Source organism: Streptomyces sp. NBC_00207 (assembly GCF_045160965.1).
Lineage (GTDB): Bacteria > Actinomycetota > Actinomycetes > Streptomycetales > Streptomycetaceae > Streptomyces.
Genome location: NZ_CP130715.1, coordinates 9,312,952 through 9,328,555 on the forward strand (window position 1 = coordinate 9,312,952; position 15,604 = coordinate 9,328,555).

Sequence of the window (15,604 nt, forward strand, 5' to 3'; positions counted from 1 at the left end):
AACCGGCCGAGCCTCGCCGCCAGCACCGCACACCTCCGGCCGGGCCGGCCTCCCCGACGCCATGACCGGAACAGGAGCAGCCGATGCTTCTCTACGCCCAGACCCCAGCACGGCGCAACCGCCAGATCCTCGCGGACCTGATCGCCGTGGTCCTGATCGCCGCCGCGGTGTGGTTCGCCCTGGCCGTCCACGGCGCGATCATGCTGCTGGCCGAGCCGGGACGCAAGGTGGAGAGCTCCGGCGAAAGCCTCGCCACGGCCCTCGACGACGCCGGCGACACTGCCTCGAACGTGCCGCTGGTCGGCGACCTCCTGAAGAAGCCGTTCCAGTCCGCGGCCGACGCCGGGACCGGGCTCGCCGACGCAGGACAGTCGCTGCAGGACACCGTCAGCCAGGTGGCCACCCTGGCCGCAGTAGCCCTGATCGTCCTCCCCGTGGCCTTCGTACTACTGCTGTGGCTTCCCCTGCGCCTGCGCTGGATCCGTCGCAGCGCCGTCATCCGACGTCTCCTCGAGGCACCCGGAGGCGCCGACCTCCTCGCCCTGCGCGCCCTCACCGGACCGCCGGGCGACCTCTCTGCGATCCCCGCCCCGCCGGGCGGCCTCGCCGACGCCTGGCGCCGCGGCGACCGGCAAGTCGTCGCGGCTTTGTCCGAGATCGCACTCAGGCGAGCGGGCTTGCGGCCCTGACGGGAAAAACACCGCGACGCGCGCCGCCCGTGAGCGCGAACCGAACAACCGTCAATGGTTAAATCCAGAGTTAAGGGGAACGTAAATCCAAGGTTAAGGCATGCTAGGGTTGAGGTATGCCAACCGAGGAAGAGCTGTTCGCGGCCGTGGATGACCTGCTCACCGGTGAGCCCGCGATGCCGCCGCCGGCGGAGCGGGCCCGGCTGCGCGAGGCGGCCGGTATCACCCAGGCCCGTCTCGCCCAGGTCCTGCAGAGCACGACCCAGTCGGTGAAGAACTGGGAAGCGGGCAGGTCGGAACCGCGCCCGCCGCGCCGTCAGGCGTATCAGCGGCTGCTGGACGGCTGGGCCGCACAGCACCCCGCCGGCCCGGGCGTGACGGTGCCCGCAGCACTGTCCGGCAGGCCCGCCCCGGCCGCCCCCGCGCCGGCCGTTACGTCAGCCCCGGCCGTTACGTCAGCCGCGCCCGGCAGTGCGGCCGTTGCCGAGCCCGCGGTCCGCCCGGCGGCGACGCCGCGGCGCCCCGCCGCGAAGAAGGCCGCCGGGCCCGCCACCACTGCAGCCGTCGATTCCCGGTTCCCGCACGGCCCGCTCGCGGTGCTCGACGGTGACGGGGCCGCGTACGGCGTGGACGGGATCGTGCTGGACTGCCCCGCCGCCACCATCGTCGAGCTGGTGGAGTGGACGTTGACGGAGTCCGGTCTCGGCGCCCCGCGCCTGAACCGCAACGGCAAGGACTCCGACCCGCTGATCGTGCTCACCGCCGCAGCCGCCGTGAAGCTCGGCCTGCCCGAGCACCTGGAGGGCCGCGAGGAGCGCCGCTCGCTGCGCCTGGCGGAGGACCACCCGGTCGTCAAGCAGATCGCGAAGGCGAAGTGGCAGCTCACGCAACGCGGTTTCGGCCCGTGGGCGCGCGTCTACGGCAAGGCCGAGGGGAGCGCGCGGCAGTGCGTGCAGCTCGCGGTCCTGTCCTGGGACGCCCTCGACGCCCGTTCCTGGCCCGGCGTCGCCGACATGAACCCCGCCGACATCGCCCGTGTCCTGGGCGTCTACGCCCAGCGGGTCATCACCCCGTGCGGCTCCACCGCCGTGTCCGGGCTGGAGCTGATGACCGCCCTGCGCCCGCCCACCAGGGCCGTGCAGGAGAACGGGACGTGGGTGTCGGGCCGCAACCCCGGCAGTCTCGGTTCGGAGCCGGTGGACCCGGCGCCGCCGGAGGCCATCGCCGAACACCCCGTCGTCGTGAACTCCGGCTGGAGCGGGGGCTTCCTGAACGAGGAGGCTTACCAGTGGGTCCGCGACCCCGCCCTCCTCTCCGACGAGGAGTGCCTGCTGCCGTACGCGGTCGGCCTGGACCTGAACACCGCCTTCCTCGCGGCCGCCGCCCGCCTGATGGTGGGCCTGTCCGCCCCCGACCACTTCCACCGGCCGGTGTTCAACAAGAAGATCCCCGGCTCCTGGCTGGCCGACCTCTCCCACATCGAGCTCGACCCCCGCCTGCCCTCGCCGTTCACCCCGGACGGCACCCGGCCGAACGGTCCGGCCTGGTACCAGACCCACACCCTCGCCTACGCCCAGGAACTCGGCCACGACGTCCACCCCATCGAGGCCTACCTGCGCCGGGAGACCGGCGCCTACCTCGACCCGTGGCACGACCGCCTCAAGACCGCGTACCTGGACACCCTCGCCGACCTCGGCGTCACCGCCGATCTCACCGACGCCGCATTCCTGACGGCGATGGAGGTCCACAAGCAGACCGACCCGGCCATGGCCGCCGTCCTCTCCGCGGTCAAGGCCACGGTCAAGGGCGGCATCGGCAAGCTCCGCGAACGCCCCCAGGGCCGCACCTACCGGGACGGCGACCCGTGGCCCGCCATGCAACGCCCGACCTGGCGCCCCGACATCCGCGCCGCCGTCATCTCCAAGGCCCGCGTCAACATGCACCGCAAGCTCGCCAACATGGTCAAGCTGACCGGCTTGTACCCCCTCGCGGTGCTCTCCGACTGCGTCGTCTACCCCTCGCCCGGCCCGTCGCCGCTGGACTTCCTCCCGTACGCCGCCTCGGGCAAGCCGCTCATGGGCGGCTTCCGCCTCGGCCCCACCCCCGGCCTGGCCAAGCTGGAAGGGGTGCAGGAGATGGCGTGGGCGGTCGACCTGATGGAGAAGGGCCTCAACCCCGCCCGCCACATCAAGGGCGGCGACGCCGTCCTCGACGACGGCGAATAGAACCGGGCCGTGGCCTGCGGCGCCCCATCGCCGCAGGCCACGGCCGAGAGGCCACTTGAACCTGACGGACTTCTGTGCCGAGGAGCTGAACCGCTGTGGGAGAGATCGAGGACGCCATCGTCCGCGCCGACCAGGAGGCCTTCACCAAAGAGCCGCCCAAGACCCTGAAGGGCCGGATCAACTTCCTGCTGAAGCAGCTGAAGACGACCCGCGCGGTCGCCGCGGAGCTCGGGGTCAGCCAGCGGTCGGTGGAGCGTTACCGCAAGGGCGACCGCAAGACCCCGCCCAGGCCTGTCGCGGACCGTATCGACACGGCCGTGCGGGCGCGCTGGCAGCCGGTGGTACGGGGCCGGCGCCGCAAGGAGGCCGCCGCCAGCACCGGCATCACGGTCGAGACCCGGGCCCGCTTCGGCTACACCGCCCCCGTCGGCACCACCGACGACGGCCGCGTGCGCCGCCTCACGGTCCACCTGCCCGCCGTCTACGCCCAGCGCCTGTTCGATGCCCGCGCCCGGGGCGCCGCCGACCGAGACCTGCGCGCGATCGTCGCCGAGGGCTTGCAGGAGATCTACTTCAAGGACGGCGGGACCCGGGCCGACCAGCTCCGGGTCGAGTTCACCGACATCGACTACTTCGACGTCTCCTTCTGAACCCCGCCGCCGGGCCACACCCGGACGCGAGCCGTTGAGTCCGCCTGGTCCGCGGAGACGGAAGAATCTGCCGAGCACATGGCGCACGCTGGAAGGACAGCAATTGACATCGGACATAAGCACGTTCGCCACCCCTTCCGCCGAGCACCCGCTCTCCGCTGTACCCATCGACTGGGCGGCCGTCGAGCACTGGCTCGGACTGCGGCTGCCGGCCGACTACAAGCGGCTTGCCGACCGGTACGGGCCGCTGGACTTCGGTCAGTACGTGTGGATCCACGTGCCATGCGTCCAGCGGGACCGCTTCGACTACGGCGAGTGGCTGCGCGCGACGCACCGGAAGGCGCGGATCGAGGCGCGGAACCTGCCCGAGGCCGAGCGGCCTGTGCTCCACCCCGAGCCCGGCGGCCTGCTGGCCTGGGGCTGCACGCGAGGCAGCGACGTACTGTTCTGGGACACCTCGGCCTCCGCCGACCCCGACCAGTGGACCGTGGTGGTGCAGCACTCGGGGGCGGTGCCGGGCAGTGGCCTGCTCCGGTGGCACCGGTACGACCTGACGCTCACCGACTACCTGCGGCACACCGTCCGTGACACCTGGGAGCTCCCTTCCCCTCCCGGCCCGCTGCTGGGCCCGCTGCCGGGCGCCGTCGCGCGGACCGCCTTCCTTCCCGACGCCGAGGCGTGGATCCCGCCCGCACCGGTCCCGCCCCGGCTCACCGAGGCCGAGCGCCGAATCGCGCTGGAGACCGGCACCGGGCTGGACGGGCTGCGGCTGCTGTCGCCGCCACCCGAGCGGCCGTACCTCGGCAACGGCTCCTGGGAGGGGCTGTTCGCCGAGCTGGGCACACGGCTGCCCGGGGAGTACGTGCGGCTGATGGACGGGTACGGCGCCGGCATCTGGAGCGGGTGGCTGCGTTTCCACACCCCGCTCCGGACCGGCGAGCGGCGTTTCCTCACGCACGTCGAGGACACGGCGGACGCCTACCGGCAGCTCAAGGACGACGACGCGGGCTGGTACCCACTGGCCATCTGGCCCGAGCCCGGCGGCTTCCTCCCCTTCGCCAACTCCATCGACGGCGACTACCTCGGCTGGCTCACCGAGGGAGGGGATCCCGACACCTGGCCGCTGATCGTCTGGCCCCGCCACGCGGGCCAGGGACCGCCACTCGACGGCGGCCTGATCGACACCCTCCTCGACTGGCAACGCGGCACGCTGGTCACGCATGGGTTCGCCACCCTGGACGAGGACGACGACCCCGTCGAGTTCGCGGACTTCCGGCCCTGGGACGACGGCGCCTACTGGTGAGCCCCCGGCCGGCGATCGCCCGGTTGCCCGTCCGCCCGGTGCGCCGGGTGTCACGCTCGCGCCGCCGTCGACGACGTGCCGGCCGAGGCGATGACGGTGCACAGTGCGGTGATGAAGTACAGGACGCGGACGTCTTCGATCTCGTCGGTGTACTGGCGAAGCTCGGGCCGGGTGCCGTCGGCCACGTTGGTCTTGTGCTGCCGGTCGACGCGCAGGGCGGGAGCTTTCCGGGCATGGATGTGGAGTCGGTGGCGGTGGAGTCGTACGGGCTGCGGCTGCCGGAGTTCACCAAGCAAGGGCCGGGACGCGCACGTGGGCAAGGCCCGTAAGTGCCTGTTTCTGAACCCTCGGACTCTGCGGGGTCGGTAGCCGTGCAAGCTGGCCGGGATTGGACTATGCCCCCCTAAGCGAAGCCCGCGAGGATGGCCGAAAGTCTTCGAGCGGGGGGAACTGATGAGGCGTCCGACGACTGCTGTGGCCGCGGCCGGTCTGTTGCTGGCTCTGACGGCCTGCCAGTCGGGGGCGGCGTCCGGCAAGGTCCAGGGCACCGACGCCGAGTTGGCCTGTGCGGCCGTGAGCCGACTGCCGGAACGGATGCCGGGCACCGACGGCGGGCAGGCCTTCGACATCGTGGTGGCGCGCCTCGTCGGCGCCGAGGAACTGGCCAGGGCGGCTGCCCTGGCGGACGCCAAGTTCCAGCCCCTCGCCGACGCCCTGAGGGAGGCGCAGCAGCTGCTCAACGTGACCTCCGACCCCCAGCAGGCTGAACCCGCAGTCAAGAAGGCCCGGACGTACTGCTGAGTGCCTATTTCTGAGCCCTCGGACTCTGCGGGGTCGGTAGCCTGGTACCAGGTGAGTCGAGAGCCAAGTTGCTGCTGGGCAACTTGAGAACGATCAAGGCTGAGTCGGTCCACCGACCGCGTTCGCCGACCTCCGGGTGAAGGTCTCCCCGAAGACCGCCCCGCGCGTCCCACACACCCCAGCAGTTCCGTTCGCCGAACGGTCACGGTGACCGTTCGGCGAACGCTTCCGAGCTTCGCATTCCGGGCAATGGCTGGTTGACCTGCTGCTCTGGGGTTCAGAAACAGGCACTAAGACGGGGGACAGGCAGCTCGCCGCGGCGATCGGAGCGTTGCGGAAGCCGACGGTCGCGGCGTGGACGGCCGGTCTCCTGGCGCGCCGTCGGCCGGAGGAGGCGCGGGTCGCGCCGGGGGCGGGGCGGGCGCCCGCGCGGCGGACCGGCACCCGCGACGACGTCGTACGCATCCTCGTTGCCCGGCGAGGTGTACCGCCGCCCCGCACACCACAAGAAGGGGACGAAGCCGCGACGAACGAACTCAGGTGCCGCGGCGCGGCCGTCTCTGGCAGCATCACCCCATGACGTTCTACAGAAAGGCCCATGCCGCGTAGGCGGCCTGGGCGCGTCCGCGCCGAGCAGCGGCCGCGGCACCTGCCTTCCCATCGACCCTCGATCGCTGGCCTGTCCGCGTCTGCTCTTGCCGAGGTTGCCAGGGTCGAGTGGAGCCGGAACTACCTGTGGCCTGGTGTCACGGCTGAGTCCGTGAGCATTTGGCGGGGGTTCGTGCAGGACCCGTACCGCAACCTCTGGAGTGAGTACGGGGATGGCGGCTGCAGTGTGTGGGAATGCTGCGGCAGCCCCTTCGAAGCACGGGAGTTCCTGGATGCCGTGATACACGGCATGTCCCGGCGCCGAGCTCGTGAGCTTCGATTCCTCGTAGACCAGCTCGACAACTCGTACTGAGCGAGTTCAGGCAGGACGTCAAACGGCGAGTCAGCCGCGTTCCCAGTAGGTACAGGAGCGTGGGACGTCCCTGGCCTGTGCGGTTGGGTCGGGACAGCGCGAAGGCGTGCCACTGGGAACGGGAGCCCGCTCCCAGTGCGGTGACCTCGAACCAGGATCCTCCGATTCATCCAGGTAGAGAGTGAATGCGCCGCATAACAAGACGAGAGCCAGCCATCCCGCACCTGCCCACAACCAGACCTTCCGCGACACCGCTCCCCCTCGACCCCGGTCAACCAGGGATCAGCTTGCCTGACAGACCCATGCGGGCGTGCACCCTCAGCCTCAGGTACTTGATGGCCGAAGTCGGGTGGCGGACGCGGCGTTGGCGGTGCAGGTCGGCCGGATCCCGATGGGACCGGTCGCGACCGCGCCACCGCCCTCGTCGCCCTGGCCCAGGACCTGCCCCCGGCGGTCCTCGGGCCGATGCTCGGCCTCCACCCCGTCGTACGGCCGGTTTGGGAGGTGTCGCCTGCGGCGACCCCGAAAGAAGCTGCATTTTTTGAGCATGTTCAAATATATTGGAGTGTGGCCGCAGGCCGGGCATCCAATCTCTGGGGAGAGGTCTGTGGACATGCGTGGATGGCGGGCGACGGTTCTCGCGGCAACCGGGGTAGTTCTCACAGCGTCTTGCGGGTACGGCGCAGCCGTCCACGCGGCGAAGATTCCGCAGGAGCAGCTGGTAGGGACGTGGACCAGCCCAGCAGGGACGTCCCTGACCTTCTCGAAGGAACACACCTTCACCGGAACGGGATTCGACAAGGTCAAAGCGATGGCTGACTGCGCCCATCCCGAGAAGTTGTCCAGCGGCCGCTGGGCCTTCTACGCCAGCCCCAAAGGCGACGGCCTCTCCGTCCCCGACGAGAGCGCCACACGTGGCAAAGATCTTCAGCTGTCCTTCACCGAGGATCCGACGTGCACGGTCTGGGTCTACCTCTACGGGGACTTCGGAGACACAGACGATCCCAGCATGTGCCCCACAGAGGGCCCGGACGCGGGGTGTCCTCCTGACGGCTACATGAAGCGGAGCAAGGCCGGCACTCACTCCTGACACCCATCGACACCGGGGCACTCGCGCTCCTGCCAGACCACAACCGCCCCAACAGGCAGGCCGGCCCGAACCCCTCAACCACCGGGACCAGACAGGGATACCGCGCACTTCGAGTGACGCTCCCCGCCAGCTGGCGCTTCTGCTCGGACGGCGGCGCGTCGGGAGGCGTACGCGAACGACCAGGGCCAGTCGGCCTCCAGCCGCGGTGACGGCCCGCTCGAACAGGAGCATGGGCAAGGTCGCAGACGGGATCCGGCCGGCCTGCGGGCAGTGGACGTGGGAGAAGGCCGTCCGGCTGCTGCTCACCCGAGGCCACCCGGCCGGAGTACGGGCTGCTCCCAAGGGGCCGTCGCTGCACGGGACGCAGGATGCGGGATGCGAGTCTGAGGTCACTGAGGTCACTGAGGTCACACCTCGTGTATCCCCGAGGCGAGGGTGAGCGCCCCGTCGCTGCCGACGGTGAGCGCCGCGGAGAAGGGGTCGCCGTGCCGGGTGAGTGCGGCGTGCAGCCAGTGGGCGTCGCGGAGATGGGCCCGGTGCAGCGTGAGGCGGCGGGCCTGGAACGGGGTCAGGCGCAGTCCTCGCAGCGCCCCCGTGTCCTTGTCGAGGCGGGCCGTGTAGAGGAGGCGGAGGTCGTCGCGGTACTGCTCGTGACCGCTGATCCCTTCGTAGTCGTCGACCAGGTCTCCGCAGCCGTAGAGGATCAACCGGCCGCGATAGACCTCCAAGGGGCGGGCGTGGTGCGAGGAGTGGCCGTGGACGAGGTCGGCGCCGCCGTCGACGAGGTCGTGGGCGAAGCGGATGTGCTCGGGCGGGACCCGGTAGCCCCAGTTGGACCCCCAGTGGATCGAGACGGCTACCAGGTCGCCGGTCCGGCGGGCGCCCCGTATGCGGGCGACCAGGTCGGCCGCGGCGGCCGGCGAGGGTGCGCAGGCGAGGGCGATGCCACTGCGGTCCGGGGTGGCCGCCCAGTCGGGCGGGATGCCGCTCGAGGGGAGTCCGACCGAGAACACGAGGAGGCGCGGCCCGCGACGGGACGCGGACCCTGCGCGGGACGAGGGGGGCCGCAGTGCCACCCGTGCCGGCCGCCATGCCTCGGCGGCATCGCCGCCCGCACCGGCGGTGCGCAGCCCGGCGGCGCGGAGGCTGTCGAGGGTCTCGGCCAGCCCCTCGCGGCCGAAGTCGAGGACGTGGTTGTTGGCCAGTACGCACACGTCGGGCCGGGCGGCGGTCAGGCACGGCAGGTTCGCCGGATTCATGCGGTAGTGGACGCTCTTCCCGGGGGCGAAGCCGTTGGCCAGGGTCACGCTGGTCTCCAGGTTCAGCACCCAGGCGTCCGGCCCGGTGGCCCGGAGTTCCTGCAGCAGGTCGCCCCACGGCCGGTCGTAGCCGGTGGGCTGTGGTACCGGTCCGTTCGCGGCCTCGGCCATCTCGACGTACGCACGTGCGTCCGTCACCCACGGCTCGGCGAGCTGCGGGTCGCCCGGGTGTGGCAGCACCTGATCGATGCCCCGGCCGAGCATCACGTCGCCGGCGAGGCAGACGGTGACCTCGCGGTCCGTCGCAGGGCTGCCGCTCGCTCCCACTCCTCCACAGTAGGCCCGGCCCCCTTCCAGCGGCTGTGCGCCGTTCGGACCCCCGTGACGCACTGGGCAGCCCCCGGCACGAACGGCCTGCCGGACGGCGCTGGGGCGGGCGGTGACTGGAAGCGCGCCCCGGTCTTAGTGCCTGCTTCGATCTCAGACCCAGTGAAAGGCGGGGCTCACCTGGTCTTTACCGCGTCCCGCCTGTTGGATCTCGGTTTCGCCGGAGCGGATGCCGGGCCGCCGGCACCGGGTGACCTGGTGCCGGGTTGATCGTTTCCGGGGAGAGCGGCGCCCGCTGCTTCTCCGGCTTTGCGCAGGAAAGAGGGTCCGGGTGGACACCATCACGGCCAAGCGGCACATCTTCTCGATGCTGGACGTCGACGGCGACGGGGTCATCTCCCGCCAGGAGTACCTGGCCCGGCCCGAACGCGCGGCAGCGGCCCTGGGCCGGGCCGGCGACGACCCGCTCCTGTCCTTGGCACGCACCGCGCACGAGAGGGTGTTCGCGTCGATGGACTCGAACCAGGACGGCCGGGTGACCTTCACGGAGTACGAGGCGTGGGCGGGCGAGGAGGCCTTCGACGAAGTGTGCAGGCCGGCTCTGGGATCGTTGTTCGACCTGGCCGACGCTGACAGCGACGGCCACCTCGACCGGGCGGAGTTCACCCGGCTGCGCCATGCCCTGGGCAACCCCGCTGACAATGCCCGTTCGGCGTTCGACGCGCTGGACGAGGACGGCGACGGCCGTGTCGATCGGGACGCCTACCTGGCACAGATCCGTTCCTTCGTCACCGACGGTTCCTCTCCCATGGCGCGGGCTCTCCACGCGGAGGCCGGTAGCTGACCGGGGGACCGGCGGCTCTGCGGATACGCGACCGTCTGGCCTTCTTCACGAGCTGAGGAACTGGGGGGGGGGGGGCTGACGGGCCGCCGACGACGGGACCGGGGTCTGAAGTTGCACCCCGGACGACCACGGACGCGAGATCCGCGAGGTTCCTCGGGCTGGGCTGGTCTCCTCGCGTCCCCAACTCGCGGGTGGCAGTCATCGCCCCGGGGCTGGCCCCGCGTACGAGCGCGACGCGTCGGCCAACGCGACCGCCCGGCTGAGCTGAGCCGTGGCACAACGCCATCGCGGCAATGACCGGCGATGGCGCCGGCCGAACGCGGCGGCAGGCGGGCGATGGCACCCCTGGTCAGGTTTCGATGTAGGCGACCACGCGGTCCCGGGTGGATGCGATGTCATCCGCCCCTGAAGACACGGACGCGGTGCTGCCTCTGGAGGCGGGTGCCGGCCCGGTGTTGACGGCGGTACGGGTCGAGGTTGCCGGTCCGGCCGCGGTGCGGCTGGAGGGTGGCCTCCTCCTTGGCGGCGGCCGTCACGGTGTGCGTTCCGTCACCATCCGGGCCGCCACGGCCCGCGCGTCGGGTGGGTCGGTGTTGATCGGCACGTCGAGACGCCCGCAGAGCATGCCGCCTTCCATGGTGAGGACGCTGTGGCGCCAGCCCTCTGGCGTCGCCAACAGCACGATCCCCTTCGGAATGCCCCAGGCAGGCCGCTTCTGTTTCTCCTTCTTACGCCTCACCATGCGGCTATCCAACATCGTCCGCGTCATGGCAATGAGGACGCCGGTGGCGAGGACGCGTCCGACGTCGTAGCGGGTGGCGGTCCGCTGGTTCTTCGAGCCGGGCGGGCGGCCGGGGCCGGTCGGCTGGGTTTCGGTGCACGGGCTGGCGTGCCGGTCTTCGCGCGGAGGTTCCTGCACCCCCGGCGGACTCGGGCGGGGGTGAGCCTTGTGAATGGGGGCGGTGGTGGCTCCAGATGGGCGTCAGCCAGGACGGGACGGGTGTCCCCTGTACACGCTGCCCAGCCGTAGTGATCATGGCTGTCACGAGGTGACCAAGCTGCTGCCGTCGGGCGCCAATCCCGAAGACGGCCGGCCGCCATGGACGTGCCTGTTCACACCCGCTGCCTGGCGCCCAGTGGGGAAAGGCCCCGCGGTGAGCCGGGCGTGACGTATCGCCTACGGCCGGTGATGGGGCAGTGTGCCGGATGTGTCAAGCCCCGAAATTCAGTGCCGTGACCGCAGACCCGTGCGTGGGGCGCAATGGAGTGACGGATGACGCCGTAGGACGGCGGACGGCAACGCGCCCCACCGTATCCGCACCCCCGCACTCCACGACCTCTCGTAGGGAGCCCTTCTCCATGACCGGCACCAGGACCCGACGCCTCGCCCCCCTGCTGATCACCGCACTGCTCGCCGTCGGCGGCGCCTCACTGACCACCACCGCACACGCTGCACCCACCACTGCTCCCACCGGCGTCGGCTCCGGAGCAAACGGTTTCGCGCTGGCTGCGGGACAGGCCCACGTAACCACGACGGTCGCGGGCTCGGCCTCGGCAGCAACCCCGGCTCAGACTCGATACGACCGGATCGCCCTTCAGACGCTCAACGACATCGTGAAGGGCAACTTCACCGCGGCCACAGCCCGCTTCGATGCGACGATGCGTACACAACTGCCCCCAGCCACCCTCGCGACGGCATGGAAGACCTTCCAGAATCAGTTCGGACGCTATCGGTCACACGGGGATCCCAAGGACATCACAGTCGGCGAGTTCACTGCGGTCAATGTGCCGTTGCGCATGGAACGCACACCTGCGGAGTTCCGCGTGACCTTCCACAAGGACGGAAGCATCGCCGGTCTGTTTTTCCTCTGGACAGGAGCGCCGGTCTCGTAGATCAATCCACGTGCAGGGCCTTGGCCGGCTGCTTGGGCGGTGAAGCTGCGCCGGCCACCTTGCTTATGGTCCCGGTGCCGTCTGGGCCGGTAGCCGAGGCGGGAGCGTTCGCCCGCTTTGCAGCAGGTCAGGACCGCGACGGAGTAGCGGCGTTGGGAGCGTCCGCGGGCCCGGATGACGGGGGTGTGGCCGCGTTTGGCCCAGGTCCGTGAGGTCGGCGGCGTCATCGACCAGGCGCGAGCGCCGCCGCGGTGCTTCCACCAGCAACCACGTGTCCTTTACCCAGCCGGCCACCGCTTCCACGTTGCAACTCGAGAGCACGGCGGGCAGGCACCTGGTGACTCCAGCCGTGCCGCCTGAGCATCTGGGAGATGCCCGACAGGGTCATACTCTTGTGGAACCTTCGCCCGATGAGTGTCTTGATCGGGGCCAGGGTCCACCTCTGGTCCGGCGACCCGTGAGCGACCGGCCCCTTGGCCGGCTCCTCCTCGAGGACCGCGAACAAGGTCTTACTCAACTTCGGCCCGCAGGCAGCTCCTTGTGAACGCAGAGCCGGCTGACCGTTTTCCTGCCACGACTGCCGCCACCGCTGAACCGACCGGACGCATACGCGTAACTCCTTCGCGATCGCGGATTTCCCAGACCGCCGGCGAACATGCCGGCCGCTTCCATCCGGATCCGTTCACGGAAAGCCTGTCTCTCCGCAGTCAGACCCCCACCCTGCGCAGACTGCGGCGATGGCCTACCGCCTGGTGATGACCATCTCCGACGCGGTCCGCCGCGCCACCCCAAAACGCCTCACCGGCAAGGAGGAGGAACTCGGCGAGGGCGCGGAGAAGATGGCCCCGGGTTGGTCGGCCGACCAGCTGCGCGGCCACCTCGGCGACGACATCCTGGCCGTGCTGCTGCAGGGCGTGGACTGGCCGCAGTTGGCCCGCCGGCTCGTCGACCTGCGTGTGTTCCTGCCGCAGATGGGCCGGATGACCGCCGGGGTCCATCAGGCCGTGACTGCGAACACGGCGCGCATCAAGGCCGAGGGCACCGACCGGTGGGCCGACCTCCTGAGCACGTCGATGCCGGAGGGCTTGGTCCGCGAAGTCGATCCTGACCTGCTTGGGCGCGTGGGTGATCCTGTCCGAGCCGGCTCGCTGGGTGCCGGGCCTCCGGAGTCCTGGTCCTGATCATGTTCCTCACCGGCATCTCCATAACGCACCCGCCTCCCCTTCCACCGCCCTCCTGTTCGCAGCGGCAGCAGGCGGGGCGCGGCCCTCTGCCCGGCGGTGGGCAGGGGCCGCTCATCAAACGGGGTGGTCAGCCCTTGCCGAAGCTTCCGGCGATGCGACGGCGCTGGCGATGGCGGCACACTGGCGCCATTCAGCCTGGAAGGTGCTGTTCATGCTCTTCACGTCGCCTCCGCCGTGGGAGCGGAGACAGCCCTGGAATCCTTCGCAGTTCGCGGCGGTAGGGGTGAGGCGGAGGCCTGCCGCCGGGGCCGTGGTGCCGGCTGGCGCGGGGCACTCAGGGCCGGCGTCCGGCCCAGGCCACCAGCCGGTCGATGGCCGGGGCCCCGGGGTCCAAGGTCACCACTTCGCCGAAGGGGATCCGCCCGCCGCGGGTTTCGGCCGGCAGCGCGCGACGTACGACGCCGATCACACGCTCGATGAGAGCCGGGTCCCAGTCCGGGTCCTGCCCGGTCGCCCTGGCCAGGTCCCAGGTGTGCACCGTGAGTTCGTGGGTGTAGACGGCCGCGGCGGCCGCGCCCGGCAGGACGCCCATCGGCAGGCGCAGCTGCCGGCCGAGGATGCCCGGATCCGCCCACACCTCCGCAACCTCGCGGGCACCCGGCACCCAGGCCTCCGCCCACGCACCGTCGGCGACCTCATCGGCGAAGGAGGGGACGCTGAACGGGTCCTCGCCGCGCCCGATCACCGCGATCCGGCGGACGACGGCCACGAGGTGGCTCGACAGCCGCCGTACATCGAACTCCTCGCAGGGGGTCGGGGCGTCGTACTGCTCGGGCCGGACGGCGGCCAGCGTACGGCCCGCCAGCTCGACGGCCGCGGCGAGGTCGGTCCGCGGATCGAAGGAGAAGGGGGCGGCGACGGTACCGGTGGAGTCGGACGGGGTCTCGATGAGCTGCTCGATCTTGTTCATGGGTTCATCCTGTAAGCAAAAGTGGCCATCTTCTGGCCTGTTTTCCGAAGAGAATGAAAGGCGACGACGCGGCACCCACGAAGGAGGAAAAGGGCACATGAGAGCCGACCGGCTGGTGGCGACCCTGCTCTTCCTCCAAGAACGCGGCCGCGTCACCGTCCCCGAAGTGGCCGCCGAACTGGAGGTGTCCGAACGCACCGCGCGCCGAGACCTGGAGGCCTTGGCCGCGGCCGGCATCCCCGTCTACTCGCAGCGCGGCCGCGGCGGCGGCTGGTCCCTCGTCGGCGGGGCCCGTACCGACCTCACCGGACTGACCGCCGACGAGACCCGGGCGCTCTTCCTCGTCACCGGCCCCCTGTCGGCCACCCCCGAACTGCGCACCACACTGCGCAAGCTGGTCCGGGCCCTGCCGCCGACCATGCGGGCGCAGGCCCAGGCCGCGACCCGCGCGGGGGTCGTCGACGCCACGGACTGGTCCCGCAACGCCGTCACCGCCGATGCCGCCCACCGCTCCGCGCTCCAGGGCGCCGTCGTGGACGGGATCCGTGTCCGCCTCGGCTACGCGGGCGTCGGCAAACCAGTCGGCGAACGCACCGTCGACCCCCTCGGGCTCGTGGCCAAGGCGGGGGTGGACTACCTGGTCGCCGGTACGGACAAGGGCCTGCGCACCTTCCGGCTCAGCCGGGTCACCTCCGTCGAGCCGACCGGCGAACCGGTGGTCCGGCCGCCCGACTTCGACCTCGCCACGGCTTGGCAGGCGCTGTCCGGAGCCTTCCAGGACGGCATGTACGCGGTGACCGCCCGGGCCCGCGTCCACCCCGACACGCTGGCCCTGCTGCAACGGTTCCTCGGCGGCCGCGTGCGCGTCGGCGGTCCGCTGCCCGACGGCTGGACCGAGGTGTGGGTCGACGGCCCGGCCGCCAAGGCCCTGGCAGGACATCTGGCCGGGCTGGGAGCGGGGGTCGAGGTACTGGAGCCGCCGGAGGTACGACAGTGGCTGGCCCGGATCGCCGCCGAACTCACGGGAATGTACGCGGAGGATGAACCGTACGAACCCCACGGCCAGTAGCCGATGGCGAACCGCTTTCGGGGTGTGAGCCCTTGTCCCATGCCGGGCAGCAGTCGCCGGCCGTGCCCGGTCTCTCCGGTCTGTCCGGTCGCGGGTTACGGAACCCGGACTCAGGGCCCGGCCGGGGGTGGCCGTATCAACTGGACGGGGGTGTGTGACCGCGATGCAGGCAGCGCCTGCCGGCGCCGGCGTGCAGGCGCGGGTATTGCCGGCCGCGTGCGGCTGGTGGGCCGACCGCTCCGGGCACGAGAGTGCGGGCCCGTCCCTGAGCCTGCTGGCCGGGACGGCGGTGCCGGCGGGTGCGTGGCGCTCGGGGGCCCTGCACCTTCCACAGACCGC

The 15,604-nt window shown here is 71.1% G+C and carries 15 protein-coding genes and 1 pseudogene; 10 read left to right on the forward strand and 6 right to left on the reverse strand.

All coding sequences use genetic code 11. From position 1 onward, the window contains the following. Window positions 1-83: 83 nt before the first annotated feature. From OG472_RS43075 to OG472_RS43090, 4 genes are all read left to right on the forward strand, one after another. The gene (locus tag OG472_RS43075; RefSeq protein ID WP_401614730.1) at window positions 84-689 is read left to right on the forward strand and encodes a hypothetical protein; all 606 of its coding nucleotides are present in this window, start codon (window positions 84-86) and stop codon (window positions 687-689) included. Between the two features lie 116 nt (window positions 690-805). Next, the gene (tap, locus tag OG472_RS43080; RefSeq protein WP_405940633.1) at window positions 806-2,914 is read left to right on the forward strand and encodes a telomere-associated protein Tap; all 2,109 of its coding nucleotides are present in this window, start codon (window positions 806-808) and stop codon (window positions 2,912-2,914) included. 95 nt (window positions 2,915-3,009) lie between these two features. Further along, complete coding sequence (gene tpg / locus OG472_RS43085; protein WP_405827015.1) at window positions 3,010-3,564, forward strand: telomere-protecting terminal protein Tpg; 555 nt, start codon at window positions 3,010-3,012, stop codon at window positions 3,562-3,564. 103 nt (window positions 3,565-3,667) lie between these two features. After that, window positions 3,668-4,867 (forward strand): SMI1/KNR4 family protein, encoded by a 1,200-nt coding sequence (locus tag OG472_RS43090; protein WP_405940632.1) that lies wholly within the window; start codon window positions 3,668-3,670, stop codon window positions 4,865-4,867. A 50-nt stretch (window positions 4,868-4,917) separates the two neighbouring features. Here OG472_RS43090 and OG472_RS43095 read toward each other — a convergent pair whose 3' ends face one another. Beyond that, window positions 4,918-5,052 carry a hypothetical protein gene (locus OG472_RS43095; protein ID WP_405940631.1) on the reverse strand — a complete coding sequence of 45 codons (135 nt, stop codon included), beginning with the start codon at window positions 5,050-5,052 and terminating at the stop codon, window positions 4,918-4,920. A 268-nt stretch (window positions 5,053-5,320) separates the two neighbouring features. On the opposite strand from OG472_RS43095, the gene OG472_RS43100 reads away from it, so the two are divergent. Next, a complete protein-coding gene (locus tag OG472_RS43100; RefSeq protein ID WP_405827012.1) occupies window positions 5,321-5,668 on the forward strand; it encodes a hypothetical protein in 348 nt (115 codons plus the stop codon). Window positions 5,669-7,176: 1,508 nt separating this feature from the next. Then, window positions 7,177-7,719 carry a hypothetical protein gene (locus OG472_RS43105; RefSeq protein ID WP_405940630.1) on the forward strand — a complete coding sequence of 181 codons (543 nt, stop codon included), beginning with the start codon at window positions 7,177-7,179 and terminating at the stop codon, window positions 7,717-7,719. A gap of 407 nt (window positions 7,720-8,126) precedes the next feature. Here the strand turns inward: OG472_RS43105 and OG472_RS43110 are convergent, their stop codons facing one another. After that, the gene (locus tag OG472_RS43110) at window positions 8,127-9,305 is read right to left on the reverse strand and encodes a CapA family protein (protein ID WP_405940629.1); all 1,179 of its coding nucleotides are present in this window, start codon (window positions 9,303-9,305) and stop codon (window positions 8,127-8,129) included. Between the two features lie 331 nt (window positions 9,306-9,636). Here OG472_RS43110 and OG472_RS43115 point away from each other — a divergent pair, with 331 nt between their 5' ends. Beyond that, the gene (locus OG472_RS43115) at window positions 9,637-10,149 is read left to right on the forward strand and encodes an EF-hand domain-containing protein (RefSeq protein ID WP_405940628.1); all 513 of its coding nucleotides are present in this window, start codon (window positions 9,637-9,639) and stop codon (window positions 10,147-10,149) included. A 395-nt stretch (window positions 10,150-10,544) separates the two neighbouring features. Here OG472_RS43115 and OG472_RS43120 read toward each other — a convergent pair whose 3' ends face one another. Both OG472_RS43120 and OG472_RS43125 read right to left on the reverse strand, forming a co-directional pair. Beyond that, window positions 10,545-10,685 (reverse strand): hypothetical protein, encoded by a 141-nt coding sequence (locus OG472_RS43120; protein WP_405940627.1) that lies wholly within the window; start codon window positions 10,683-10,685, stop codon window positions 10,545-10,547. Then, on the reverse strand, window positions 10,682-11,068 hold the full coding sequence (locus OG472_RS43125; protein ID WP_405940626.1) for a hypothetical protein: 387 nt from the start codon (window positions 11,066-11,068) through the stop codon (window positions 10,682-10,684). The genes OG472_RS43120 and OG472_RS43125 overlap by 4 nt, the downstream gene beginning before the upstream one ends. A 440-nt stretch (window positions 11,069-11,508) precedes the next feature. On the opposite strand from OG472_RS43125, the gene OG472_RS43130 reads away from it, so the two are divergent. Next, window positions 11,509-12,042: a DUF3887 domain-containing protein gene (locus OG472_RS43130; RefSeq protein ID WP_405827004.1), complete on the forward strand. Its 534-nt coding sequence runs from the start codon at window positions 11,509-11,511 to the stop codon at window positions 12,040-12,042. Between the two features lie 237 nt (window positions 12,043-12,279). Here the strand turns inward: OG472_RS43130 and OG472_RS43135 are convergent. Further along, window positions 12,280-12,714 (reverse strand): annotated as a pseudogene (locus OG472_RS43135) (winged helix-turn-helix domain-containing protein); the annotation flags it as partial. A gap of 65 nt (window positions 12,715-12,779) precedes the next feature. On the opposite strand from OG472_RS43135, the gene OG472_RS43140 reads away from it, so the two are divergent. Then, window positions 12,780-13,223 (forward strand): hypothetical protein, encoded by a 444-nt coding sequence (locus OG472_RS43140; protein WP_405940625.1) that lies wholly within the window; start codon window positions 12,780-12,782, stop codon window positions 13,221-13,223. Window positions 13,224-13,560: 337 nt separating this feature from the next. Here the strand turns inward: OG472_RS43140 and OG472_RS43145 are convergent, their stop codons facing one another. Further along, the gene (locus OG472_RS43145) at window positions 13,561-14,196 is read right to left on the reverse strand and encodes a TIGR03086 family metal-binding protein (RefSeq protein WP_405827002.1); all 636 of its coding nucleotides are present in this window, start codon (window positions 14,194-14,196) and stop codon (window positions 13,561-13,563) included. A 97-nt stretch (window positions 14,197-14,293) separates the two neighbouring features. On the opposite strand from OG472_RS43145, the gene OG472_RS43150 reads away from it, so the two are divergent. Further along, window positions 14,294-15,265 carry a helix-turn-helix transcriptional regulator gene (locus OG472_RS43150; RefSeq protein WP_405827001.1) on the forward strand — a complete coding sequence of 324 codons (972 nt, stop codon included), beginning with the start codon at window positions 14,294-14,296 and terminating at the stop codon, window positions 15,263-15,265. Window positions 15,266-15,604: the final 339 nt, after the last annotated feature.